This window comes from Shouchella tritolerans (genome assembly GCF_025770735.1).
In the GTDB taxonomy this organism is placed as follows: Bacteria; Bacillota; Bacilli; order Bacillales; family Bacillaceae_D; genus Shouchella; species Shouchella tritolerans.
The window spans coordinates 25,845-50,221 of sequence record NZ_JAODPB010000008.1; the positions used below are offsets into that span (position 1 = coordinate 25,845).

Sequence of the window (24,377 nt, forward strand, 5' to 3'; positions counted from 1 at the left end):
GTCGAAGTGCATAAACGAGGCGTTTAACAAAAAAGGCCACAAAGGGATGAATCATAATCGTTCGACATCATGTTTATTTTCTAAGCGCAGCGGTTTGTCTGGCTGTTGCTGTTGGCTCACTCTTTCTGTTGGAAAATCCGCTTTCATTCGCTGTCATTTTTGGCGGGTTGTGTATACTCAACATCGTTAGGGGCAGTTATCATTACCGAAGCGCGAGAAAACGAAAAAACAAAGAGTGGGCTTAAGCCCACTCTTCCTTTAATAAACTAAACAAATAAAGGTCAATATACCGACCTTTTGCCTTTTCATACTGTCGCAAAAGCCCTTCATTTTGAAAGCCGATTTTCTCTAACAAGCCAATCGAGGCGCTGTTTTCTGGTTCGACTTTTGCTTCAATCCGATTTAATGCAAATGAAGCAAAGCCGACTTCCAACAATTTCATGAGCGCTTCCTTCATATAACCATGGCCCCAATAAGGTTCCCCTAATTCATACCCAATTTCGCCCCTGTCATTGTCAGCATCAAGCTGGTTAAAGCCGCAAGTGCCAATCAGATTGCCTGTTTCAGCGAGAAAAATCGAATATCGGTTTCCTTTCTTTTCTTTGCTTAGCTGTGCAAACATCTTAATGATGTCTTCTGCTTGTGTGACCTCCGTTAACGGAACGATATTCATAAATTTTGTGACCGCCGGCGTTGACCAAATGGTGAACAACTCGGTGGCATCTTTGTCTGCCAATTCCCGAAGGTAGAGGCGGTTTGTTTTCAATGAGTTCATTATGCCTAGCAGCTCCTTTATGAAGAAATAGTCTTAGAAAAGGCAACTTAGGCTATCTGGCATCGTTCACCTCGCTTTATGTTCTTTTACAGTATAGCGCAGTCGGTAGGAGCGAGCCAAGCGAACAGAAATATTCGCGGAGTAGAAAAAAGCGGCCAATGCAAAAAAGAAAGAAATGGAAAGGATATTTCGTCAAACCGAATACGGCTCATTTCGCCCTGCAATCATCATCAACTTCGGTAAAACAGCTACATAATCGGCTATGCAAAACGGCTGTAAACAGGTTTTCAACCGATCGTTGTCATTGGTAAACGGCAAGTAGCGTACACGATGATGTTATATTTGCTATCATAGGGAGAGAGGTGAGCAAACATGCATTCTTTTGGAAGTAAACTGAAACAGCTCCGTGAAGAACAAGGATTTTCTCAAGAACAATTGGCGAAAGAATTGAACGTTTCCAGGCAAGCCGTATGGAAATGGGAGACAGACAAAGGGTTGCCGGATATCCAAAATATTGTTCGCCTAAGTGAATTATTCGATGTTTCGACCGATTATTTATTAAAGGAGAGCGAACTAATAGCGGAACCCACTCCCGCTAAGAAGTGGAACAGCGAAGAAGAAATTGCTTTTTATTTAGGGATGATTCTTATTTTAATTGGCGGTTTAGCGTTTGAAGGAAGCACTTCCTGGATTTTAATATCGATCGGGTTGGTCCTTCTCTTATTTTTTGACGGTCTGCTCATTTCATTAAAGCGTTTCTTTTCCACTCGTGACAAATAAATGAGAAGAGTGCTTCTGAGAGGAATTGCTTCCTTTGATATGGTAAAGTAAAAGCAGCGAACTTTCTTGCCTTATTGAAGGAGGAATACATATGGGCACAGTGCCTGCCAACCCATTTAAAATTATACAACTAGCTTTTAAGGAAACCGTGCCAAAAGCTCATGCCGAGCTGCAGAAATGGCATCAAGAAGCATTAAAAATCGACGATGTTGATATCCGGGAGCAAGCCGCTTGGACGGTCAATGATAAAACGTTTCATTGTGAAGGCGGCAGCATTTTTGCATTGCTGGCAGGCGAGAACAAGGACAACCATATTCAATTTTTAGTTGCCTACCAAACGATTTGTGATTACCTTGATACACTTTGTGATAAAAATGATGCCCATGATCCAAATGATTTTCGTTCCATCCATCAAGCACTTTTAGACTGTTTGACGCCAGACAAACCGTATGGCGATTATTATCAGTATCGTGATCGCTTTGAAGACAACGGTTATTTGCGAAAGTTGGTCGATGCTTGCCGAGAAGCGACTGCTTCTTTTCCTGGTTTTGAGGACATGCAAACGCATATGCAGGAAGTATCCCAGTTTTACATTGATTTTCAAGTATACAAGCATGTCGAGGAAGAAAAACGCGAGCCGCTGTTAAAGGATTTTTATGAACGCAACAAACATTTTGCCCCGACGATGCGTTGGTATGAATTTGCTTGTGGAACCGCCTCTACACTTGCATTATACTGTATGGCTGCTTATGCTGCTGCCCCTGTACAGACTGCTCACGGCCAGCAAATAAAAGAGGCGTATTTTCCTTGGGTACAAGGTGTCCATATTTTACTCGATTATTTTATTGACCAAGAAGAAGACCGCCAAGAAAACGAAATGAATTTTGTCGCTTATTATGGGGACAGCAAAGAAATGTTCGAGCGCTTTAAATACATTGATGAGAAGGCGACAGAGAAGCTGCAAATGCTTCCTGACAAAAAATTTCATTTGCTATTAAAAACAGGACTGTACGCGCTCTATTTATCAGATAAAAAAGTTATGAGCCACCCTCGTTTGAAAGCAGAAGCAAAACAATTAATCAAACTAGGCGGTTTTCCAGCTAGCTTGTTTTATTACAACCGTTGGATTTTTAAACGAAAAATCTCGTAACCAGGGCGTAAAAGTGTCGATATAGTCGACAAAATCCCAGACTGATAGTAAACGCTTGTCAGTCGAGGCGCGAAACCGAGTGAAGATGCGAGTAGAAGGTGGGTTCATGAGCAACGGTTTCTTGCGCATGAAACGACAGTTTCAAAGCATATGAATGAGGTGAGCAGCGAAGAATGTGAGCGTTTGTCTACAGTCTGGCCAGGGCGCTAACGGCGCTCTGGTTTTGTTGCCGATGCGAGAAATGATGAATTTCACCAAACCCTCTTATAAAAAGTCTAGTAATCTTATGGGAGATTAAGTATAATAGGGGAAACAACAAAAGAGGTGACATCATGTTTAAGAAAAATGCTTTATGGTTAGCGGTTGCAGCTTCTGTCATGCTTGTTGTTACTGCGTGCTCAAACGACCCTGAACAGGAGGCCAGCCCAGGCGACGGGACAGGAAATCGTGCGAGTGGAGCCGAGCTAACGATTGATTTGTCGTCTGATCCTGTTTCTCTCGACCCCCATGGGGCAAATGATGGGAATTCATTATATGTAATGGGGACTCTTTACAATAAGTTGGTTGAGTTTGATGAAAACAATGAGATTCAACCAAGCTTGGCGACAAGTCTTGAACAAATAGAAGATGATGTCTGGGAAGCAAAGTTGCGTGAAGACGTGACATTCCACGACGGCAGTGAGTTGAATGCTGAAGTCGTTAAAGCCAACTTGGACCGTGTTCGCGACCCAGATCTAGGTTCCCCTGTTGCCTTTTTGTTTGATAAAATCACCGATGTCGAAGTCATCGATGAGTACACGGTTCATATCCATACAGACGGCCCTTTTTCGCCGCTTCCTTCCCATTTAGCCCACCCAGCTGGAGGAATGATTAGCAAAGAAGCGATTGACGCTGATTATGAAGCAATCGAAAACGGCGAACCTGCTTTTTCATACGTAGATGCACACCCGATCGGCACTGGTTTTTTTGAATTGGACAGCCGTACATCAGGCGAATCGGTCTCTGTAACCCGGAATGAAGATTACTGGGACAAGGACAACCTTGCCAAAGCAAGCGGAATTACCTTTAAAACGGTTCCAGAGGAAGCAACGCGAATTGCCGAGTTGCAAGGCGATGTAGCCGATCTTATTTACCCAGTTAACCCGAGCAGCATTTCGGAGATCGAGTCTGCTGAAAACACGACTGTGAAACAGTCTCCAAGCTCGAACTTGACTTATCTAGGCTTTAACACTGAAGTTGAACCGTTTACTGATAAGCGAGTACGCCAAGCCATTAGTATGGCGATTGACAAAGACAGCATTATTAACGGCTTATTGGACGGTGTTGCTGAACCGGCGATTGGGCCACTTGCGCCTACTGTTACAGGTTACAGCCAAAACATCGATACGTTCGAATATAACCAAGAAGAAGCCCGGCAGCTACTGGCAGAAGCAGGCTATGAAGACGGTTTTGATGCGACATTAACCGTAAACAGCAGCACCGCCTCATTAGTTGATTTGGCTACCTACTTGCAAGCCCAACTTGAAGAAATTGGTATTAACGTTTCCATTAATCCGGTTGAGAGTGCTACTTATCTGGAAATGACCGGTGATGGCGAGACGGAAATGTTTATCGGCACGTGGGGAACCGTAACCGTCGATGCTGATTATGGCTTGTATCCGATGTTCCATTCATCCAACTTTGGCACTCCTGGCAATAGAACGTTCTTTGCCAATGAACAATTAGACGATTTGCTAGAGCAAGCGCGTAAAGAGACAGATGAACAGAAGCGTTTGGCCCTTTATGAAGAAGCGCAAAACGTGTTGGCCGAAGAAGCGCCAGTCGTCAATTTGTACCACTCTGTGTTATTAGCCGGCATGGGCGATGACATTGAAGGGTTCTGGCAATATCCAGCAAGTATTTTCTATTTACGTGATACGGAAAAAGTCGAATAATTTAATTGGCCAGTAAATGGCTATAAAAGCGGCGCGCTGCGATTGACAGTGGCGCTGCTTTTTTTGTGATGAGCGCAATTTCCCTAGTGGGGATGGCTATATCTACTGGGATTTCGACTAACTCGCCTCGCTCAAGTTCCTTTTCGATCAGCTCTTTAGCGACAAAGCCAATTCCCATACCAAGCTTGGCGCACTCAATTAGCAGTTCAATGCTTCCGACTTCCAACTCTGGAGAAAACGTTTGACCCTGTTGTTGGAATAAAAGCTCAAGAAAAGAGCGCGTGCTGCTCCCTGCTGAAAAAGAGACGAGGGGGTAGCGGGTGAGCTCAGCTAATGAATGGGTACCGTCATGCAGCGTTTTGTATGTTGGACTCGCACAAAAGAGGCAAGTCGTCGTTTTAAAAGGGGTTATTTCCACGTCCTTCTTGTTAATAGGCAAGTGCACAATCCCTATGTCGATTCGCTCTTCCTCAAGTTTTTTCACAATTTCTGGCGTGGAGCCATGCTGGAACTTAATGTCAAGTTTCGGCCAACGTTTCAAAAAAGAGGGAACCTGTGGCAACAGATAATGTTTGCAAATCGAGTCGCTGCTAGCAATGGTAATCGTTCCACTCTCAAGCGCTTTCAATGATTGGAGGTGCCGTTCGCCTGTTTCAATATGGGCAAATGCTTGCTTGATGTACGAATAAAGCACATTGCCTTCAGTTGTTAAAAAGACGCCTTTTGAGTGCCTAACAAAGAGCGACACGCCTAATTGGGTTTCCAATTGTTTAATGGCATGGCTGACACTAGGCTGTGTGATAAATAGGGAGGAAGCGGCTCTGCTAAAGTTTTGCTCTTTGGCCGTTGTATAAAAAATGCGGTAATGCTCTAAATTTGTCATAAATATCACCTATGTCATAGATTAATAATATTGATTTCATTTATATCACTTCCGTCATTAAAATAAAAGGAAGAACGAAAACAAAGGAGATTGGACCATGGTTCAGTTTGATTCACAGGCACGTAGCCCTTGGACGCCTTTAGCAGGCGTCGAGCGCCTCCGTTTAACGCCGAGCCAAAAGAGAATAAACGCTACGTTAGAAGTGCCTGGAAGCAAAAGTGCAACAAATCGCGCATTGCTGTTAGCAGCTGCTGCGTCTGGCCCTTCTACATTAAGGAATGCGTTAAAAAGCGACGACACATATTGGTGCATCGATGCGCTAAAAAAAACGGGGGTAGAAATGGCGATAGATGGAAGCGATGTAACTGTCTATGGGAGAGGAGGGATGTTTCATTCTGGCTCCCTGTATATTGGTTCGGCTGGAACAGCAGGGCGTTTTTTGCCTGGAATGTTGGCGGCTGCAACGGGAAACTGGCATCTGGAAGCTAGTCAAAGCATGAACAAACGCCCGATTGCCCCTTTGGTAGAAACATTACAGGCATTAGGGGCAGGCATTCAGTATGGCGGTAATAGGGACCATTATCCCCTTTCCATATCCGGTGAAGGGTTGAACGGGGGAAAAGTGAACATGAGCGGCCAGCTGTCCAGCCAATTTATAAGCGGCTGTTTATTGGCGGCCCCATTGGCTAAAAAGCCTGTCTCGATCACTGTTGAAGGTGGCATTGTCCAACAGGCGTATGTGCGAATCACAATCGACTTGATGGCAGCTTTTGGGGTCGAAGTGAAAACAACGCCTGATTTAAGCTTGCTTGAAGTGAACCCTTCCCCTTATGTAGCAAAAGACATCTCGATTGAAGCCGATGCCTCAACGGCCTGCTACTTTCTTGCCCTTGCAGCAATCACAGCGGGAAAAATCCGTATACGCCATTTTTCAACGAAAACAAGCCAGCCAGATATTCTGTTTGTATCCATCCTGAAACGAATGGGATGCAACTTTGAAATCGGACCATCGTTTGTTGAAGTAGAAGGCCCCCCTCATTTAAGGGGCGGATTTACCGTTAACATGAATGAATTATCCGATCAAGCCTTAACGCTTGCATCGATCGCGCCTTTTGCTGACGGGCCAATTGCCATCGAAGGAGTTGGCCATATTCGACACCATGAATGTGATCGCATTCGCGCAATTTGCACAGAGTTAAGCCGCTTAGGTATCCGTGTCGAGGAAAGACATGATGGATTAATGGTCTATCCAGGCCAGCCTACGCCAACCGTTGTAAACACCTACGATGACCACCGCATGGCGATGGCGCTCGCTCTGATTGGCGCAAAAGTCAATGGAATCGAACTAGACGATCCAGGCTGCGTTGCCAAAACATGCCCCTCTTATTTTTCCATGCTTGCCCAAACAGGAATAGGAGTAAAAACCGTTTCCCCTTAAGCATCATGGAACAACCCGCCGTAGGCGGGTTGTTCGTCAAGAAACTGTTTTTTTATTTAGTGGTGATGTTTCCTCAGGTGGCAGTGGCTGTTTTGACCAGTATGTGGCAAGGATCGGTCCAGAAATGTTGTGCCAAGCAGCGGCGAGCACACTTGGAATCGCAGCCAATGGCGTAAAATGGGCAGTTGCCAAGGTAACACCAAGGCCGGAATTTTGCATGCCTACTTCAATTGAAATCGCCCGGCGTTGGCTGGCCGGCAAACGGAAAGCGACGGCCGCTATAAAGCCTAGCGCGAGGCCGGCGGCATTATGAAGCATTACAGCAACAAAGCTAATCATGCCTGCTTGGACCAAGCTGCCAGTGTTGGCGGCGACAACCGCTGATAAGATGGCGAGAATGGCAAGCACAGAGACAAGAGGCATCGCTATAGACGTTTTTGCTGCGATTTTCGGCAAGAAGCGGTTAATTAATACCCCAGCTATAACAGGAATGACAATCACTTGCACGATCATCGTGAACATGTCGACGAAATTGACTGGCAGCCATTGGCCAGCTAACAAATAAAGCAAAGCCGGTGTAGCGATTGGCGCCAGTAACGTTGATATGGACGTCATCGTAATTGAAAGGGGTAAATCGCCTTTTGCTAAATAAACCATGACGTTGGACGCTGTGCCTCCAGGGACTGAGCCAAGCAACACAAGGCCTGCCGCAAGTTCTGGCGGCAATTGCAGCATATAGGCAATCGCGAAAGCCGTAAAGGGCATAATCGTAAATTGGAATACCAGGCCAAGCAAAACAGGGAATGGCTGGGTGGCAACAAGCTTGAAGTCGACTGGTTTTAAAGTCATTCCCATTCCTAACATAACGATGCCTAGCAAAATCGGAACATAGCCATTAATCGGGATAAAAGCTTCTGGAATAAGAAAGGCTGTTATAGCCGCAATAATTACAAGCAATGCAAAATATTTTCCGGCAAAAGAACTAAGCCATTCAACCCACTTCATATATTATCCTCCGTGTTTGTGTACACCATTTTATTAGGATTCATTCGATTTTCAGGGTCAAGGGCGCGTTTGATCGATTGCATCACGCCAAGCGCTGATCCGTGTTCTTGTGCTTGGTATTTCAGTTTGCCTACGCCTACGCCATGCTCGCCTGTGCAAGTGCCACCACGAGCGAGTGCATCATTGACAATTTCTTCGTTTAAGCGGTTAGCCGCATTGATCTCATCAGCGTTAGCTGGATCAATCATTAGCAAAACGTGGTAATTGCCATCGCCAACGTGGCCAATGATACCCCCTTCAAAAGGAGAGCAAGTTAGCGCGTTTCGCGCTGTACGAATGGCGTCTGCCAGTTGCGAAATGGGGACGCATACGTCTGTCACCATCAGCTTTCGTCCAGGCGCGCTGTGCACGTAAGCATATGCCAAGTTGTGCCGCGCTTCCCATAGCTTGTTGCGGGCTGCTGTATCGGTTTCAAAAGCAAAGGCTTCGCAGCCGTAGTCGGCAACAATCTCTTTTGTAAATTCCACGTCTTGTTTGAGCCCTGCTTCATTGCCATGAAATTCAAGAAAAAGTGTTGGCCTTTGGCTGTAATCGGTGTCGCTAAAGGCATTGACTTTAGCAATGGAAGGTTCATCTACTAATTCCACGCGGGCAATCGGTATTCCGGCTTGTAAAATCGCGACCACAGCGGCTACTGCGTCGTCCAATGTCCGAAAGGCAGCGCGCCCAGCCACAATGTGTTCAGGGATGCCGTGGACACGTAACGTCAATTCTGTAAAGCAGCCAAGAGTGCCCTCCGACCCTACAAACAATCCGTTTAAATGGTAGCCTGATGACGACTTGGCCGCAAGATTGCCAGTACGGATAATCGTACCGTCAGCTAAAACGACTTCTAGGTCACGGACTTGATCTCGCATAATGCCGTATCGCACAGAAGTTGTGCCGCTGGCATTGGTGGCAGCCATGCCGCCAAGTGTCGCGTTTGCGCCAGGATCGACTGGAAAAAACAATCCATATTTCTTTAATTCCTGATTGAGCTGTGAACGGGTTACCCCTGGTTGAACCGTTACAAGGAAATCGTTTTCTTGTACAGAAATAATGTTATTCATTTCTGAAAAATCAACCGAGACACCACCTTCATACGGAATGGCGTGGCCTTCCAAACTTGTGCCGAGGCCAAATGAATAGATAGGTGCGGAAAATGATTTAGCTATCTGAATAATGGCTTGCACGTCTTCTGTACATGCTGGATATGCGACCACTTCAGGTTTGCTCGGCGTATGGTAGGATTCGTCCTTGCTATGAAGCGCAAGAGCCGTTTCGTTGATCGTCACTTTTTGAGTCCCTAAATGGGCTTGCAATGCCTTGACCAATTCAGACATATGTCATTCCCCTTTTCTGTTCGAATGTTGCGACGTTTGAAACCAAAACGATTCGTCTAATAATGGCAGATTATATCACGTTACGGTGGCCCTGTATAGATAAAAAACCTGCTGTTATCAGCAGGCTACTGAGTGATGCTGCCAGACAAAGAGCAGCTTGAAGCCGTGTCTCCAACCTTTGTTTCTTAAGGCTTGGTTTATTGTACTTTCGGCAAAGTAATGAAGACCGTTGTACCCGTTCCTAGCTCACTCTTATACTGAATCGAACCATGGTGGGCATCAACAATCTTATGGCTGATCGTTAGCCCAAGCCCTGTTCCCCGCTCTTTTTCTGAATAAAAAGGTTCGCCGAGTTTGTCAATCCGGTCGGCACTGATGCCACAGCCATTGTCTTCTACAGCTACGCATATATGCGTGCGGTATGGGAATGCCCTTACAACAATCGCGCTCGCCCCTGATTCTGCCGCGTTTTTCACGACATTAATAAATAGTTGTTTTAACTGGTTAGGGTCGCAATCAAGAGATAGCGCTTCTTCTGCTTGAAGGCACAGAGTCGCCCCATTAAGCTGTGCATCCGTGTCCATTAACTGAACGACATCCCCTAAGACTTGGCGGAGGTTGCATCTTTGGAAGGCCACTTCTTGTGGCCGTGACAAAACGAGCAATTCGCTGGCAATTGTATTAATGCGCTCCAATTCATCAAGCATGATCCGATGAAGGGGGTTATTTTCCTTGCTTTCATGCTGGAAAAGTTGGACAAATCCTCTAAGCGATGTAAGTGGGTTGCGGATTTCGTGGGCAATCCCGGCTGCTAACTCGCCAACGACAGCCAACTTTTCCGTTGTCCGGAGCTTTTCTTCTGTTTCCAATATTTTTGTAATATTGGTTGCATATCCTGTAATGCCGACCAATTCATTATCGATGATGATCGGAACCGATGCGCAGTTGACAATGACATGATCACCATGGCGGTGGTTAATACGGACTTGATTGCATTGGTGTGCTTTCCGTGTCAATTTGACTTGCTCTAATTTCCAGCGCAACCGCTCGTGGTCATCTGGCTGGACGTAAGTGAGGATTGATTTGCCGAGCGCGTCCTCTTGTTTGTAGCCAGTTACTTGCATAAATTTATCATTTAAATCCACAATGTTCCCGTGCAAATCAATTCTGTACACAAGTTCAGGATTATGGTCGAATAGAGCTTTGTAACGCAACTCGCTTTCTGCAAGTTGTTTCTCTGCTTTTTTCCTTTCTGTTATATCGCGGCCAATGACAACGAGCCCTTTTCGTTTCCCGTTTTCATCATAAATGGGCGTTTTAATCGTATCAAACGTTTTCTTTGTTCCATCTTCCATCGGAAAGACTTCTTCCGTTCTCGTCGTTTCGCCTCTTTCCCATGTCAAGTTGTCCGTGTGCTCGCAATAGAGCAAAGGCTCGCGGCTTGCCTTGCTATAAGCAGCAAGTTCTGAATCTTTCTTTCCACGGTAATCCACATTTTCAAGCTGGTAAAGTTTAAGGCCATACTCATTGGTTTGAATCCAACGACCCTCTCCGTCCTTGAAGTTGACAAAGTCGACCATTGAGTTAATCAATGTATCGATTTTTTCCTTTTCCTCTTCCAATTCCTGTAGCTTTTCGGTTTTGCTGATTAATATATAAATGAATATGCTAGAGGCAAGGACAAACACAATGCCTTTCATTTTTTGGAAAAACGGCATGACTTCTTGGTCTTGGTCGAAAGCAAGAAGCACGAGGTCAGACCCCACTACCCATACTAAGCTACAAAATAGATAGAGCAAAAAAATTTTCGTTCTCAGTTTCATAAGAGCCTCCGGCCGTAGTAGTCTTACCGCATCCCTGAAGGCAACGTAACGTCTCAAGGCTGCTTAAAATCGTGATCCAGATCACAAGGCAGATTAGCTAGATTGTCAGTTCTGCAAACTGAGCGTTGGCGGCATCGAGTAAATCACTTAACCGAAGTTCCATCTGCAAGCCAACTTTTCCAGCGTTTACGACAATTGTATCTAGCTGTGCCGCTTGGGAATCGATAAAAGTCGGGTATTGCTTTTTCATACCGATTGGCGAGCAGCCGCCACGGACATAATTGGTCACATCATGGAGCTGTTTCGCCAAGAGCATGTTGACTTTTTTCTCAGCAGTCACTTTTTGCAGTTTTTTTAAATCGAGCTCTTCGTTCACAGGGACGAGCGCAACGTAAATGGCACCGCTTTTTCCTTGGGCAACAAGGGTTTTATAAACAACGTTTTCCGGTTTATTGATTTTTCGCGCGACCGATTGGCCATCAATCTTGCCATCTGAAACCGGATAGGAAAACAAGGTATAAGGCTTCTCATTTTGTTCGATCAAACGGATCGCATTCGTTTTTGATTGTTTCATCTCACACCTCTGTAGTAGGGTTCATGCTTCTTTTTACATTTTACAGGAAACAGCTGTCCAGAAAAAGAGGAAACATCCTCAATTGTGGAAAAAAGCGTAATCGCAAAAGAGAAGCAGATTGTTCTTTCGGTGTTAACGCCAATTGAGCAAAGGGGGCATGGAACGAATTCAAGCTGTTTACGTTGCTTAGGAGCCCTGTTGTTTGTCGAGGAAATAGCGAAAAACCTATTGACAGGTCGGAATAGTGAGAATAATATAGAGTCAGTTGTTTTTAGGTTCGTCTTTAATGATTTTAAACCGAGTAATTTTCTATTTTTAATCAATTAAATCGGATTAAAGGGGTGTGATTCTATGAAAATCGGATATGGCGTTACCGTCGCAATGGTAGGAGTGCTGCTTGCGGCTTGTGCTCCTTCTGGTGGAGAAACATCAGGGGAGGGGGATTCAGTCGAGATTTTAAATGTTTCTTATGACCCAACAAGAGAATTATATGCAGACGTAAACAAGGCATTTGCCGACTATTGGTTGGAAAAAACCGGTGAGCAAGTCGTGATTAACACCTCCCACGGCGGTTCAGGCAGCCAAGCGCGCTCCGTTCTCGACGGCTTGGAGGCGGATGTCGTTACGTTAGCGCTTGCTTATGATATTGATATTTTGCAAGAACGGGAGCTTCTTGATCCATCTTGGCAGCAGCAATTTGCCGATCAATCTTCTCCTTATACGTCGACGATTAATTTTCTTGTCCGCAAAGGAAACCCAAAACAAATTGAAGATTGGGATGACCTCATTCGCGATGATGTGGAAGTGGTCACGCCAAACCCGAAAACGTCAGGCGGGGCACGTTGGAACTATTTAGCGGCTTGGGGTTACGCAGAGGAAACCTATGGCTCAGAGGAAGGGGCGCAACAATTTGTTGGAGACTTGTACCAAAATGTAACTGCATTAGATTCAGGCGCCAGGGGCGCTACGACTTCTTTTGTGGAACGGGGTATCGGCGATGTTCTGTTGGCATGGGAGAATGAAGCGATTCTTGCCGCACATGAGCTCGGCGATTCTGAGTTTGATATTGTGACACCGTCGATGTCGATTTTAACGGAACCGCCTGTCGCCATTGTCGATAAAGTCGTCGATCAAAAAGGGACGAGAGAAGTAGCAGAAGCCTATTTGCAATTTCTTTACAGCGATGAAGGGCAGGAGTTGATTGCCGACCATTATTACCGGCCACGGAATGAAGCGGTTTTAGAGGAGCATCGCGATGTATTTCCAGAAGTAGAGCTATTTACAATTGACGAAAAATTCGGCGGCTGGGAAGAGGCGCAGGCCAAACATTTTGCTGACGGCGGCATATTTGACCAGATATACCAGCCCAATTAATGCCAGCGTTGCAGCCTTGATTGGAGGCATGGAACAACTAGAAAATCAGACGATAGGAGTTTGGCTATGAAACGGATATTGCCTGGATTTGGCTTAAGCTTTGGGTTTACAATGCTCTATTTGAGCTTTGTGGTGCTCATTCCGTTAGCTGCGTTGCTGTTGTTTACTGTCCACAACGGTTGGGAAACGTTTTGGAATGCTGTGAATGACCCCCGCGTGTTCGCTGCATTTCGATTAAGCTTCTCGGCTGCCTTGATGGCAGCATTAATCAACGGCGTGTTTGGACTTTTAGTGGCATGGGTGATGGCACGCTACTCGTTTTTTGGGAAACGTTTGATGGATGGCATGATCGATTTGCCGTTTGCTTTACCGACAGCAGTAGCGGGTATCGCCTTAACAAGCCTCTATACGGAAAATGGCTGGATTGGTTCATTGCTTGCGCCTTTAGGCATAGAGGTTGCCTTTACGCCTATTGGCGTCACGATTGCGTTAACTTTTATCGGCTTGCCGTTTGTTGTCCGGATGGTTGAACCTGTGCTTAAAAACCTCGACAAGGAAGTGGAGGAAGCGTCAGCCCTTTTAGGGGCAACGCCAGTAAAGACATTTTTAACTGTCATTTTTCCGGTGTTGGCCCCGGCGCTATTGGCAGGGATGGCGCTTGCCTTTGCCAGAGCGTTAGGTGAATACGGTTCTGTTGTGTTTATTGCCGGAAATATGCCTATGCAAACAGAAATAGTGCCGCTTTTGATTATGACAAAGCTCGAGCAATTTGACTACGGGGGCGCTACCGCGATTGCGGTCGTTATGCTAGTCGTGTCATTCTTGCTGTTGCTGCTTACTAATGGCTTGCAGTGGCTATTGTCAAAACGATTAGGGCAAAAGGGGGCGTAAAAAATAAACAGCTGCAAAACGTGGAGCCAACTTCTGTTAACCATTGTCGCTTTTTTGTTTTTAATTGCTTTTTTATTGCTCCCGCTTATCGTGATTTTTGCAGGGGCGTTTTCACAAGGGCTAGCGGTGTTTTTTGCAGCGATTACAGAGCCTGCGGCACGTTCGGCGATTCAGCTTACGCTGCTTGTCACTGTGATTACCGTGCCGTTGCAACTGTTGTTTGGCTTGTCGGCAGCGTGGCTACTGACAAAATTCCGTTTTCGTGGAAGGCAGTTGCTCATCACCTTAATTGAAGTTCCTTTTGCTGTATCGCCAGTTATTGCTGGTCTAGTGTTTATTTTGTTATATGGTGTTCACGGCTTTTTTGGCGAATGGCTTCAAGCGCAGGGTTTTCAAATCATTTTTGCCGTCCCAGGAATTGTGCTGGCCACGATGTTTGTGACATTGCCTTTTATTGCAAGGGAACTCATTCCGTTAATGGAAGCACAAGGCTCTGAGGCTGAAGAAGCCTCGCTCACACTAGGGGCAGGTGGATGGCGGACATTTTGGCATGTCACGCTTCCGGCAATTAAATGGGGGCTATTGTATGGCGTCATTCTATGCAGCGCCCGGGCGATTGGCGAATTTGGCGCTGTATCAGTTGTATCAGGGCGCATTCGAGGCCAAACAAATACGATGCCTTTACATATTGAAATTCTGTACAATGAATACCAATTTACTGCTTCATTTGCAGTAGCGGCGCTCATGTCGCTATTTGCTCTCGTTACAATTGGCGTTAAACAATGGGTAGAGTGGCGGCAAAAAAGGAGGAGCTATGACGATCTCACTGAACAAAATTGACAAACGCTTTGGGAACACCCATGTCTTAAAGCAAGTAGATTTACAGGTAGAGCAAGGGGAGCTGATTGCTTTGCTCGGCCCGTCAGGATCGGGAAAAACAACGCTTTTGCGAATGATTGCTGGCCTTGAAGCAGTTGACTCTGGAGAAGTTTGGATCAATGGAAAACATGTCACAGACGTTAATCCAAGAAAACGAAAAGTAGGATTTGTGTTCCAGCACTATGCATTATTTGCCCATATGACCGTCGCGCAGAACATTGCCTATGGCTTAAACGTATCGAAACGATCGGAACGGCCAAGCAAAGCAGAGATTAAGAGCATTGTCGAACAGCTGCTGGCGCTTGTCAAATTAGAAGGACTTGAAAAGCGCCGTCCATCAGAGCTTTCTGGCGGCCAGCGCCAGCGAGTCGCCCTTGCTCGGGCACTGGCGATCAAGCCTGAAGTACTGTTGCTTGACGAGCCATTTGGTGCCCTTGATGCCCAAGTGCGAAAAGAACTAAGGCGCTGGCTGAGGACGTTGCACAAAGAAACGGGCATTACGACTGTGTTTGTCACACACGACCAAGAAGAAGCGCTAGATGTTGCGGATAAGATTGTCGTTATGAATAAAGGCGAGATTGAACAGGCTGGCACGCCAACGGAAGTATATGAGGAGCCGAATAGCCCTTTCGTTTACGAATTCCTAGGCAATGCCTATCCGTTTAGAGGCGTTAGCCAATCTGGAAAATTGGCCGTTGCCGGCGCCAAATGGGAGCTTGCTGCAACAGACGCCACCACAAATGGACCGGTCGTTGGGTATGCTCGCCCCCATGAAATCGCTGTTTCCAAAACATATGAAGGCGAAGGGGATTTGCAAGTTGACATTGTTTCTGTCCATCCTGTAGGGCCAATTGTATTTATTGAAGCAAAGTGGGCGGGAGAAGGCGGTACAATTGAGATTCAGCTGCCTAAAAAAACATTTGCGCAACTGGGGCTTTCTATCGGTGATAAAGCGTACATTCGACCAGAAAAACTAGGCGTCTTCCAAGTAAGCGATTATACCATTTAGTTCTCCTTCAAAAAAGCAATCTGGTGAATAGGATTGTTTTTTTGAATGGTAACGTTTATCAACGATCGGTGGATGTCAAATTTGAGAAGAAATGGTACAATAAAGATAGATGAAAAAATTGGAATAGAGGTGCTACTAATGCCATATGGAACCGAGGCGTTCGGCAATGTGAATGGCGAAGAAATCTCCCTCCAGTTTATCGGCGCAACGGAAGACAAGCACTGGCTGTTCCCGTTTGTCAAAAAACGCCTTTTTGGCAGCGGGCCAGTAACAGAAACAGAATGTATGATTGAAAAGGAAGGCGATTTGCGGTTAGAAATAGTTGGGAAGGACGAGGCTGAAAACAAAGCGGTGCAACATGGCGTATGGTCTTTGCCATTCCGTATCCACCAAGCTGCTGATACGAGGCGGCCGTTTTCCGAATTGGTCCAATCGATGGCTAAACAAGAAAGGAAACGGCGCCGTAAAAATGAAGGCAGGTTTGTGTATGAGGTAGCAGAAAAAGAAAGCGATTTTTTCGAGTTTTATTATAATATGCATAAGCCGACGATTAAAAATCGCCATGGCGACAGCGCGATCAGTGAACCTGTGGATACTGCCTATGAAAAATTGTTTAAGAGCGGGAAACTGTTTCTCGTTAAAGAAAACGGGCTTGCTGTTAGCGGTGGTTTATGTGCAATAAACAGAGAACATCGCCGTTTAGATGCAAGATTGATAGGGGTAGCTGGCGGCGAGGCACGACACCGCCAAAGTGGTGCACAAGCTGCTGTTTATGACTTTTTGCTGGAATGGGCATGTGGAGAGTGTGACATCGATGAAGTTGACTTCCAAGGGGGGGAACCGTTTTTGTCGAAAGGGACGGTCCAGTATAAAAAGCGGTTTGCTACAGCGGTGAAATGGCCGCCTGCTGCTTTTGCAGACAAGCGGGTCTTGTTAAGTGCAAATGTCCAATCCCCTGCCATAAAAAACTTTTTGCTAAATAATCCAGTATTCCTAGCTAAAGGGGACACAATTGGCTGTGGGTATTTTACGGATGAAAAAAAGAAGCCAAGGTATGATTTAGCCGTTCGTTCTCCTGGGGTCCAGTTTGAAACAGAGTTGAACCTTGGAATGGTTGCTTCTAGCAGGCAACATCAGCCTGCGTTCTAAACACGAAGGGCATTCACTTACGTTACTTAGTGAATGCCCTCGGACGGTAACACTTGCATGATCCTTAACTTAAAACGGCACGATCGTCCGCAAATTGGCCGCCGCGAATTTTTTGAAATTCACTTAACAGCTTTTCCACGGTCAGTTTTCGCTTTTCGGCTGCTGTTGCCTCAAAAATGACCTGTCCTTTGTCCATCATAATCAAACGGTTGCCAAGATCCAGTGCTTGCTGCATATTATGGGTGACCATCAGCGTTGTTAATTTTGTTTTGCTAACCATTTCCCGTGTTTTGTCAGTAATCAGTTCAGCCCGGGATGGATCGAGCGCAGCCGTATGTTCATCTAGCAATAGGATCGACGGGTTTGTAAAAGTCGCCATCAAAAGCGATAGCGCTTGCCGTTCTCCACCTGACAGAAATCCAACTTTAGCAGTTAAACGGTCTTCCAAGCCCATGCCTAGCGAGGCAAGTTGTTCCTGGAAAAAAGCGCGCCTGTTTTTGGTTACCCCGATCCGGAAAAACGACCGTCTTTTGGCGCGGCTGTACGCCATCGCCATGTTTTCCTCAATTGTCATCGAAGGAGCTGTGCCTGCTTGCGGGTCCTGGAACACGCGGCCAATCAGTTTAGCCCGTTCGTGTTCAGGGAGATTGGTGACATTTTTTCCGTTAATGTCAATCGTGCCGACATCAGGAGCCAGGTGTCCAGCAATTAAATTCATCAATGTTGATTTGCCGGCGCCGTTGCTGCCGATCACCGTAACAAAGTCGCCTTCTTCGAGCGTAAGATTGATTGACTGGAGCGCCATTTTTTCATCGACAGAGCCTTCGTTAAAGACTTTATAAATCTCATTTAGGCGAAGCAAGGCTGCTAGCCTCCTTCCTTTCTTGCTGAATCGCTTTAAGCCGTTTCGCTTTGCGGGTTTTGTTGCGTGACTGCTCGAGCAGCATTGGCACAACAAGGGCGCAAATGACGATTATTGCTGTGATTAACCGCAAATCGCCTGCTTCTAAAAACTCAACCCGAAGCGCCAGTGCAATAATGATGCGGTAGACAACAGCGCCAATAATGACGGCAAATGTAATCTTAACGAGCGAACCTTTGCCAAACAGAGCTTCGCCAATAATGACAGAAGCAAGCCCGATAATAATCATACCTATGCCCATGTTGACATCAGCAAATTTTGTATACTGGGCTGCGGTTGCACCGGCTAGTGCAACAAAGGCATTGGACATGCCGAGGCCAATAATTTTAAGTCGGTCCGTGTTAGCTGATAAGCTGCGGATCATTTTCGGATTGTCGCCAGTCGCACGCAAGGCAAGGCCTGACTCGGTTTTTAAAAAGAAGTCAATGACAAGCTTGACCGCTAAGACGAGGACAATGACGAAGACCAGTATCGACCAGCTTGATGGGGTAAATGCGCCTAGCCCAATCGATGTCAAGGCGCCGTTGACCGCATTGTCAATCGGCAAGCCTGCCCACCACTCCGAAAAAACAGTGAGCAATGAATCCTCACGCATAAGCGAGATGTTTGGGCTGTTGCCCATAATCCGCAAGTTAATCGAATATAAAGCAATCATCATTAAAATCCCGGATAGAAGAGGATTGATTTTCCCTTTTGTATGGAGCGTTCCTGTTAAGCAACCGGCGATAAAGCCGACAACAAGGGCGCAAAACGTAGCAAGCAAAGGCGAGTAGCCGCTTGTAATCATAATCGCAGCAACGGCAGCACCTGTTACGTAGCTGCCGTCAACGGTCAAATCAGGAAAATCGAGAATCCGGAATGACAAGTAGACGCCGAGCGCCATGATTCCATAAATTAAGCCGAGCTCTACAGCTCCAAAAACAGCGGTAAACATCCGATTTTCACTTCCTTTGCGTTACTCATCGATGACATCGTCAGCAAGGTCTTCCCAATCGTCTTGCCATTCAATTCCCATTCGTTCCGCAGCACCGCGATTAAACACTAAATTGAGTTCTGGCGGCAGTTCAACGGACATCGTGCTCACATCCGCTCCGTCATTTAAGATCTCAACTGCCATTTCCCCCGCTTTGTAGCCAATGTCATAATAGGAAAAGCCAAAACCAGCAAGCCCTCCTGCTTCCACAGAGTCTATTTCGCCAACAAATAGCGGCAATTGCTCCCTTTCAGCGACGCCAATGACAGCATCTAATCCAGCAACAACATCATTATCGGTAATGATATAAAGGGCGTCGATTTCGCCAATTAAGCTTTCTGTTGCCGTTTGCACGTCAGCAGACGTTTGCACGGTTGCTTCTACAATCGACATTCCCCTAGCTTCAGCAGCTTCTTTGGCAAGGTTGACTTGGTGTTGCGAGTTTTGCTCGCCAGCGTTGTAGACCATGCCGATCCGTTCGAGGCCGAACTCTTCATCCATTAGTGTGATCGATTTTTCGATGGCTTCTGGATGGAAGTCAACCGTGCCTGATACATTTCCCCCTGGCTCTTCTAATGAATCGACGAGTTGAGCCCCTACTGGGTCCGTAACAGAGGTAAACAAGATTGGGACTTCCGTTATCGACGAGGCCATAATCTGTGCTGCTGGGGTAGCATTGGCAAATACAAGGTCAACTTCATTGCCAATAAGCTTGTCAGCGATCGTTTGCAACGTGTTGGCATCTCCGTTTGCATTGTTTTCGTCAAATGTTACGTTAAGCGCTGAGTCCTCAAGCGCGGCTTGGAACCCTTCTGTTGCTTGGTCCAATGAAGGGTGATCGGCATACTGGACAATGCCAATATCAACACGTTCTCCTTCCGCTTCTCCTGATTGCTCGGTGCTTCCGCAGGCAACAAGAAGGCCAGCTATAGATGTAAGTACTACCGTAAATAAAAGATGTTTTCTCATCGGGTGTCCTCCTACTCCTAAAATAAGAACGATTATGGCATTATATCGAATGAAAATTTCTATAATAAACACCATACAACAGTTTGGCGATTTAGTCCATTACAGCGCCAAACTTTTTTGTTTTTTTACGAAAATTTCTTTCGCCCATCTGCCACTATGCTACAATAACCTCAATTGGGGGTGGCGGAGCGGACTGGAGCAAGCAAAAACCGGCCGGGAAAGATTCCCAAGCCGGTTCGGTTTAACAAAATGTGTCTTTCGGTTTTGGCACAGAAAGGCCAAAAAGGGGCCGTAAATATAGAGCCAAAAAGGTACCGCCAAGCGCCATTACCCCCCAAATATAGCCGTGGGCGCTAAAGGAAGCGATACCGCTAAAATAAGCGCCGACGTTACAGCCGAAAGCAAGGCGTGCGCCGTAGCCCATAAGCAATCCGCCAATTACGGATGCTGCGGCATTTTTGGCAGTGATGGTAGAGAATTTGAATAGGCCGCCTGCTGCAGAAGCAATAAAGGCTCCTAAAATGACGCCGAAATTCAATACGGTTGTCGTATCAGCGAAAATCGAAGCGTGAAGAGCGTCAACGTTGCCTTGCCAATAACCCCAGCTTTCTACGTTAAATCCAAGCGATTCTGCTGCTTTTGAGCCCCAGAGAGTAAAAGCAGACGTCACGCCCCATGGCGAACCGCGCGTAAGAAGAGTAAGCGCATTGAGCACTGCTAGGGCAACTGCTGCGGCCATAAGTGGCCACGAACCGCGGAAAATCCGTTTCCAACCACTTGCTGAAGGCAAAGCGGCCATTTTCGGCGGATTGCGTTTTTTCTCGATCCAGAGCGACAACAGAATGGCGGCTCCAAAAATCAACAACGATACGAGCCAAGCCCCGCCGTAACCAAGGTTCGTTGAGGTAGCAAGGGAAAACGGTTCTGCGGCTGGCATATCGTTCATCCAAAAGTTAAAGTGTGCTGCGCCAATCGTTGAACCGATGATAAAGAATAATAGCGTAATAAACATAACAGAACGACCGCCGCCAACGGCGTACAAAGTTCCTGAGGCACAGCCGCCGCCAAGCTGCATGCCGATGCCGAACAAAAAGGCGCCGACAATCAAACTGACGCCAACAGGCGAGACGTTACCCGTTGCTTCAGCGCCAAAAAAAGTCGTGCCTATTGCGAGAATCGGCGCAAATAAAGAACAAGCAACAGCAAGCATGACCATATGGGCGCGAATGGCTTGGCCGTTGCCGACAGAGGCAAGGCGCCGAAAAGCCGATGTAAAGCCGAAACGAGCATGGAACAATGTATACCCAAGCCCTAAACCGATGACAAGTAGCAGCGGTTGGACAATATCTTGTGTAAAAGCCAAAAATAGTGTTAACGCTGCCGCGACCACAAGGCCGCCAATGACAAGTCGGTTTTGTGGGCGGTTTAAAGCGGGTGCTTTGTTCTGTTGGATGTCTCGATGCGGTTGCGATGATGCGATTACAGACAACAAAATCACCTTCTAATCTTATTAATTTAGTCCGAATTATATCGTAAAGGCTATTCATGTTTCTGTCAAGAAAACGAGGAAATGAGGATGAATGGGAGGAAGACCATGAAATTAGAGACGAACCGCCTGTTCATAAGGCCTTTTCAGGAAAGCGATTGGAGCCGTTTGTATGACTATGCCAAGCAAACGGCGGTCATGCACTATATACCAGGTGGAATATTAGACAAACAAGGAGCAAAAGCATTTGTGAGAACCAATAGCGGTGATAACGCAAAGGCTTTTGCTGTGATCGAAAAAAACAGCGATTCTTTAATTGGGCACATTGATTTCTTTGATTACTTTGGCGGCCATACGTATGAGATTGGTTGGGTATTCGATCCAAAATGGCAAAGGAGAGGTTTTGCGACAGAAGCTGCACAAGCTTGTATAGATGAGGGATTCTCCAATATCGGTCTCCATCGCATTGTAGCGACGTGCCAGCCGGAAAACAGCGCCTCTTGGAAGTTAATGGAGACGATTGGCATGCGCAAGGAAGGGTTTTGCCGGCAATGCATTCCCACTCGATCTGGCGGGTGGTGGGATGAGTACATTTATGCCATTTTACGAGAGGAATGGGCAGAAAAAAGACATAAATGAGGGTGTGATGGAACAATGGAAAAGCTAACGAAGTTGTTGAAAAGCCAAGAAGAAGCGTTGCTTACGGCAGAAGTACGGACGTCGCTCGACCGTCTTAGTGAGCTTTTAGACGATGATTTTTTTGAATTTGGCAGCTCCGGTACGGTGATCCACAAAGAGGATGTGTTTGCCAGCAGCAATCAAAAAACAGTTCCCCATTGGAGGTTGTCCCATTTTCAAGTCCGGAGGCTAGCGATGGATACGGCGCTAGCCACTTATTTCATCATGAACGAGAACAGCGGCAGGAAGACGCTTCGCAGTTCGATATGGCAAAAGAAGCACAGAAAATGGAAGATGGTGTTTCATCAAGGGACGGTGACTGAGTGGGACCCAGAGCAATTAAAATCGCCACTGACTTAAAGCCGTCATACCCCTTATCAGTCCTTATTTCTATGAAACTTTTCAGCGGCAGCGTGCGTATATATGGAAGGAGAGGGGGAGAAAGATATGCTTAGTTGGATTTTGATCATGGCTTTAACGTGTGTCAATTTAAATGTATTTAAATGGGCCAATGGATTAAAAGAGAGACCGAAATCGTGGTTGTATGCACAAGGAGCCCGATATTTATTTGGACTTGTACTTAGCTTTCTATTTATTTATGTATGGTTAATTGACGTAAGTGTCACTGGCCTATTAAATACTTTTGGCTTTGTTGTAGCGATCAATTTAATTGTTTCCGGGCTATTTCATGTTGTCCCGAAACCAAGCAAAAAATCTGGCAGCAAGGTGAAAAAGTTAAAAAAACCAAGTTTTTCTGTCGGAAAGGAAAGCGGCATTGGCGTTTTGCTTTTGCTTGGTTTGTTAGCGATGAATTATGTGTATCCATTGACCGTAACGAAAGAACTCGCACAGCTTGGCGAATTTGAGGTGAGTGAAGAGCAAATTGAATCGGTGACAGAAGACGGTGTTCGATCCGTGCCTTATACATACGCACGCTACAAATCGGAAATTGTCTTTGGCAACATTGACAATTACTCGTTTTATGAATTAGGGGAAACGAGTGTCCAGAAAATCAATGGCGAACTGTTCTGGGTATCGCCGATTGAATATTCGAGTATTTGGCGGTGGCTGCGAGCTGACCATGCACCAGGCTATGTCATGGTTAGCGCTGAAAATCCGAATGCTGAAGCACAGCTAGTTGATGAATATGAAATGAAATACGTGCCGAGTGCTTTTTTTGGTGAGAATCTTGACCGCCATGTACGCAAAGCATATGGGGATATCATTTTACTTGACTATTCGTTTGAACCAGATGATGACGGCAACCCGTATTACGCCTATTCATACGCTTATTATAAACACTACCGCACAGCCCCAAAAGCAGACGGTATCATTTTGGTCGATGCGGTGACGGGGGAAATGGAGCAGTATCCATTAGGGGAACAGCCTGAGTTTGTCGACAATGCGATTGATTACCACATCGCCCTCGATTATGCGAACTGGTTTGGCACTTACAGCAACGGCCTAATCAATGCGTTGTTCGCTAAGGAAGGTGTCCACCAACCGACAAGCGACGAGGAAATGATCGGCGTATTAGGGGCTGATGGCGATATGTATTGGATGATCGACCATATGCGGCCAAATCAAGATTCAAATGCGATGGTTGGCTTTACGATGGTAAATGCGCAAACAGGGGAAGCAACGTATTATACGGGCAATTCAGGAATGACAAATGCCCGTGGAGCTCTCGATGCTGTTAATCGTTCCTACCAACGTGAACAATGGGAGGGAACGCAACCTGTCCTTTATTCGGTTTATGACAATTATACGTGGGTCGTTCCAGTTGTCGACCAAAGTGGCTTAATGCGTGAAATTGCGATGGTACACGCCGATTCTTCCAGCGTCGCAAGAGGCACATCCCGTGAAGAAGCATTTCATAATTATCGGCAAATGCTGGCGACTGATTTGGCAGATGATGACTATATACCGACCGATTTATATGAGCAAGAGACCGTTTCTGGAACGGTGTACCGGGTAAGCGATACATTTAATAGCCGCTTTTTGCAAGTGTTACTAGAAGGGGAGAGTCGTGTGCTCGAATTTGACGTCACCACTAGCGCTAATGCCGTGTTTATTGAGCCAGGCGATGAGATTGAGGCACTTGTGGTCGATACAGAAGAGAATGTATTGCAAGTCGTTGAATTTACGAATGCGACCGTCGACGACGAATTTGGCGAAGTGGAAGAATTTGAACTCGATGAAACGCAAACAGGCGGTGAACCAGAAAACCAAAACGGCACTGAACAAGAGACAGACAGCGAAGCAGGAGCCGAGTAAGAACAGAATAAAGACGTAGAGGAAAA

The 24,377-nt window shown here is 46.1% G+C and carries 22 protein-coding genes; 12 read left to right on the top strand and 10 right to left on the bottom strand.

Annotated features, from left to right (window positions below; translation table 11 throughout):
* Window positions 1-241: 241 nt before the first annotated feature.
* Window positions 242-775 (bottom strand): GNAT family N-acetyltransferase, encoded by a 534-nt coding sequence (locus N6H06_RS19785; RefSeq protein ID WP_263707800.1) that lies wholly within the window; start codon window positions 773-775, stop codon window positions 242-244.
* A 372-nt stretch (window positions 776-1,147) separates the two neighbouring features.
* On the opposite strand from N6H06_RS19785, the gene N6H06_RS19790 reads away from it, so the two are divergent.
* The 3 genes from N6H06_RS19790 (at window position 1,148) to N6H06_RS19800 (ending at window position 4,639) form a co-directional block, all read left to right on the top strand.
* On the top strand, window positions 1,148-1,555 hold the full coding sequence (locus N6H06_RS19790; protein WP_062750088.1) for a helix-turn-helix domain-containing protein: 408 nt from the start codon (window positions 1,148-1,150) through the stop codon (window positions 1,553-1,555).
* A gap of 91 nt (window positions 1,556-1,646) precedes the next feature.
* Window positions 1,647-2,705: a tetraprenyl-beta-curcumene synthase family protein gene (locus tag N6H06_RS19795; protein ID WP_263707801.1), complete on the top strand. Its 1,059-nt coding sequence runs from the start codon at window positions 1,647-1,649 to the stop codon at window positions 2,703-2,705.
* 332 nt (window positions 2,706-3,037) lie between these two features.
* Window positions 3,038-4,639: a glutathione ABC transporter substrate-binding protein gene (locus N6H06_RS19800; protein ID WP_263707802.1), complete on the top strand. Its 1,602-nt coding sequence runs from the start codon at window positions 3,038-3,040 to the stop codon at window positions 4,637-4,639.
* A 1-nt stretch (window position 4,640) separates the two neighbouring features.
* Here the strand turns inward: N6H06_RS19800 and N6H06_RS19805 are convergent, their stop codons facing one another.
* Window positions 4,641-5,522 carry a LysR family transcriptional regulator gene (locus tag N6H06_RS19805; protein ID WP_263707803.1) on the bottom strand — a complete coding sequence of 294 codons (882 nt, stop codon included), beginning with the start codon at window positions 5,520-5,522 and terminating at the stop codon, window positions 4,641-4,643.
* Window positions 5,523-5,619: 97 nt separating this feature from the next.
* On the opposite strand from N6H06_RS19805, the gene aroA reads away from it, so the two are divergent.
* Complete coding sequence (aroA, locus tag N6H06_RS19810) at window positions 5,620-6,960, top strand: 3-phosphoshikimate 1-carboxyvinyltransferase (protein ID WP_263707804.1); 1,341 nt, start codon at window positions 5,620-5,622, stop codon at window positions 6,958-6,960.
* Between the two features lie 36 nt (window positions 6,961-6,996).
* Here aroA and N6H06_RS19815 read toward each other — a convergent pair whose 3' ends face one another.
* From N6H06_RS19815 to ybaK, 4 genes are all read right to left on the bottom strand, one after another.
* Complete coding sequence (locus tag N6H06_RS19815; protein ID WP_062750083.1) at window positions 6,997-7,965, bottom strand: bile acid:sodium symporter family protein; 969 nt, start codon at window positions 7,963-7,965, stop codon at window positions 6,997-6,999.
* Window positions 7,962-9,347 (bottom strand): FAD-binding oxidoreductase, encoded by a 1,386-nt coding sequence (locus N6H06_RS19820; protein WP_263707805.1) that lies wholly within the window; start codon window positions 9,345-9,347, stop codon window positions 7,962-7,964. Before N6H06_RS19820 ends, N6H06_RS19815 begins: the two co-directional genes overlap by 4 nt.
* A 197-nt stretch (window positions 9,348-9,544) precedes the next feature.
* Window positions 9,545-11,170 (bottom strand): PAS domain-containing sensor histidine kinase, encoded by a 1,626-nt coding sequence (locus N6H06_RS19825; protein WP_062750082.1) that lies wholly within the window; start codon window positions 11,168-11,170, stop codon window positions 9,545-9,547.
* Window positions 11,171-11,267: 97 nt separating this feature from the next.
* Window positions 11,268-11,744 carry a Cys-tRNA(Pro) deacylase gene (gene ybaK, locus N6H06_RS19830; RefSeq protein WP_062750081.1) on the bottom strand — a complete coding sequence of 159 codons (477 nt, stop codon included), beginning with the start codon at window positions 11,742-11,744 and terminating at the stop codon, window positions 11,268-11,270.
* Between the two features lie 351 nt (window positions 11,745-12,095).
* Here ybaK and N6H06_RS19835 point away from each other — a divergent pair, with 351 nt between their 5' ends.
* The 5 genes from N6H06_RS19835 to N6H06_RS19855 all read left to right on the top strand — a co-directional run bounded on the left by N6H06_RS19835 (window position 12,096) and on the right by N6H06_RS19855 (window position 17,046).
* Complete coding sequence (locus N6H06_RS19835) at window positions 12,096-13,118, top strand: sulfate ABC transporter substrate-binding protein (protein WP_213029380.1); 1,023 nt, start codon at window positions 12,096-12,098, stop codon at window positions 13,116-13,118.
* A 66-nt stretch (window positions 13,119-13,184) separates the two neighbouring features.
* Window positions 13,185-14,009, top strand: coding sequence for a sulfate ABC transporter permease subunit CysT (gene cysT / locus N6H06_RS19840; protein ID WP_062750078.1), 825 nt, complete (start codon window positions 13,185-13,187; stop codon window positions 14,007-14,009).
* A gap of 3 nt (window positions 14,010-14,012) precedes the next feature.
* Entirely contained in the window at window positions 14,013-14,849 is an 837-nt protein-coding gene (gene cysW / locus N6H06_RS19845) for a sulfate ABC transporter permease subunit CysW (RefSeq protein WP_062750077.1), read from the top strand.
* Window positions 14,824-15,897 (top strand): sulfate/molybdate ABC transporter ATP-binding protein, encoded by a 1,074-nt coding sequence (locus N6H06_RS19850; RefSeq protein WP_263707806.1) that lies wholly within the window; start codon window positions 14,824-14,826, stop codon window positions 15,895-15,897. Before cysW ends, N6H06_RS19850 begins: the two co-directional genes overlap by 26 nt.
* A 138-nt stretch (window positions 15,898-16,035) precedes the next feature.
* Window positions 16,036-17,046: a hypothetical protein gene (locus N6H06_RS19855; RefSeq protein WP_062750075.1), complete on the top strand. Its 1,011-nt coding sequence runs from the start codon at window positions 16,036-16,038 to the stop codon at window positions 17,044-17,046.
* Between the two features lie 64 nt (window positions 17,047-17,110).
* Here N6H06_RS19855 and N6H06_RS19860 read toward each other — a convergent pair whose 3' ends face one another.
* The 4 genes from N6H06_RS19860 to N6H06_RS19875 form a co-directional block, all read right to left on the bottom strand.
* Complete coding sequence (locus tag N6H06_RS19860) at window positions 17,111-17,908, bottom strand: ABC transporter ATP-binding protein (protein WP_062750074.1); 798 nt, start codon at window positions 17,906-17,908, stop codon at window positions 17,111-17,113.
* Entirely contained in the window at window positions 17,892-18,902 is a 1,011-nt protein-coding gene (locus tag N6H06_RS19865; RefSeq protein ID WP_062750073.1) for an ABC transporter permease, read from the bottom strand. The genes N6H06_RS19860 and N6H06_RS19865 overlap by 17 nt, the downstream gene beginning before the upstream one ends.
* A gap of 21 nt (window positions 18,903-18,923) precedes the next feature.
* Window positions 18,924-19,910, bottom strand: coding sequence for an ABC transporter substrate-binding protein (locus N6H06_RS19870; protein WP_062750072.1), 987 nt, complete (start codon window positions 19,908-19,910; stop codon window positions 18,924-18,926).
* Window positions 19,911-20,151: 241 nt separating this feature from the next.
* The gene (locus N6H06_RS19875; protein ID WP_062750071.1) at window positions 20,152-21,399 is read right to left on the bottom strand and encodes a YeeE/YedE family protein; all 1,248 of its coding nucleotides are present in this window, start codon (window positions 21,397-21,399) and stop codon (window positions 20,152-20,154) included.
* A gap of 105 nt (window positions 21,400-21,504) precedes the next feature.
* On the opposite strand from N6H06_RS19875, the gene N6H06_RS19880 reads away from it, so the two are divergent.
* From N6H06_RS19880 to N6H06_RS19890, 3 genes are all read left to right on the top strand, one after another.
* Window positions 21,505-22,035, top strand: coding sequence for a GNAT family N-acetyltransferase (locus tag N6H06_RS19880; RefSeq protein WP_062750070.1), 531 nt, complete (start codon window positions 21,505-21,507; stop codon window positions 22,033-22,035).
* A 15-nt stretch (window positions 22,036-22,050) separates the two neighbouring features.
* Window positions 22,051-22,434, top strand: a complete 384-nt coding sequence (locus tag N6H06_RS19885) for a nuclear transport factor 2 family protein (RefSeq protein WP_062750069.1) — start codon at window positions 22,051-22,053, stop codon at window positions 22,432-22,434.
* 87 nt (window positions 22,435-22,521) lie between these two features.
* Window positions 22,522-24,351 (top strand): hypothetical protein, encoded by a 1,830-nt coding sequence (locus tag N6H06_RS19890; RefSeq protein WP_213029373.1) that lies wholly within the window; start codon window positions 22,522-22,524, stop codon window positions 24,349-24,351.
* Window positions 24,352-24,377 lie beyond the last annotated feature (26 nt).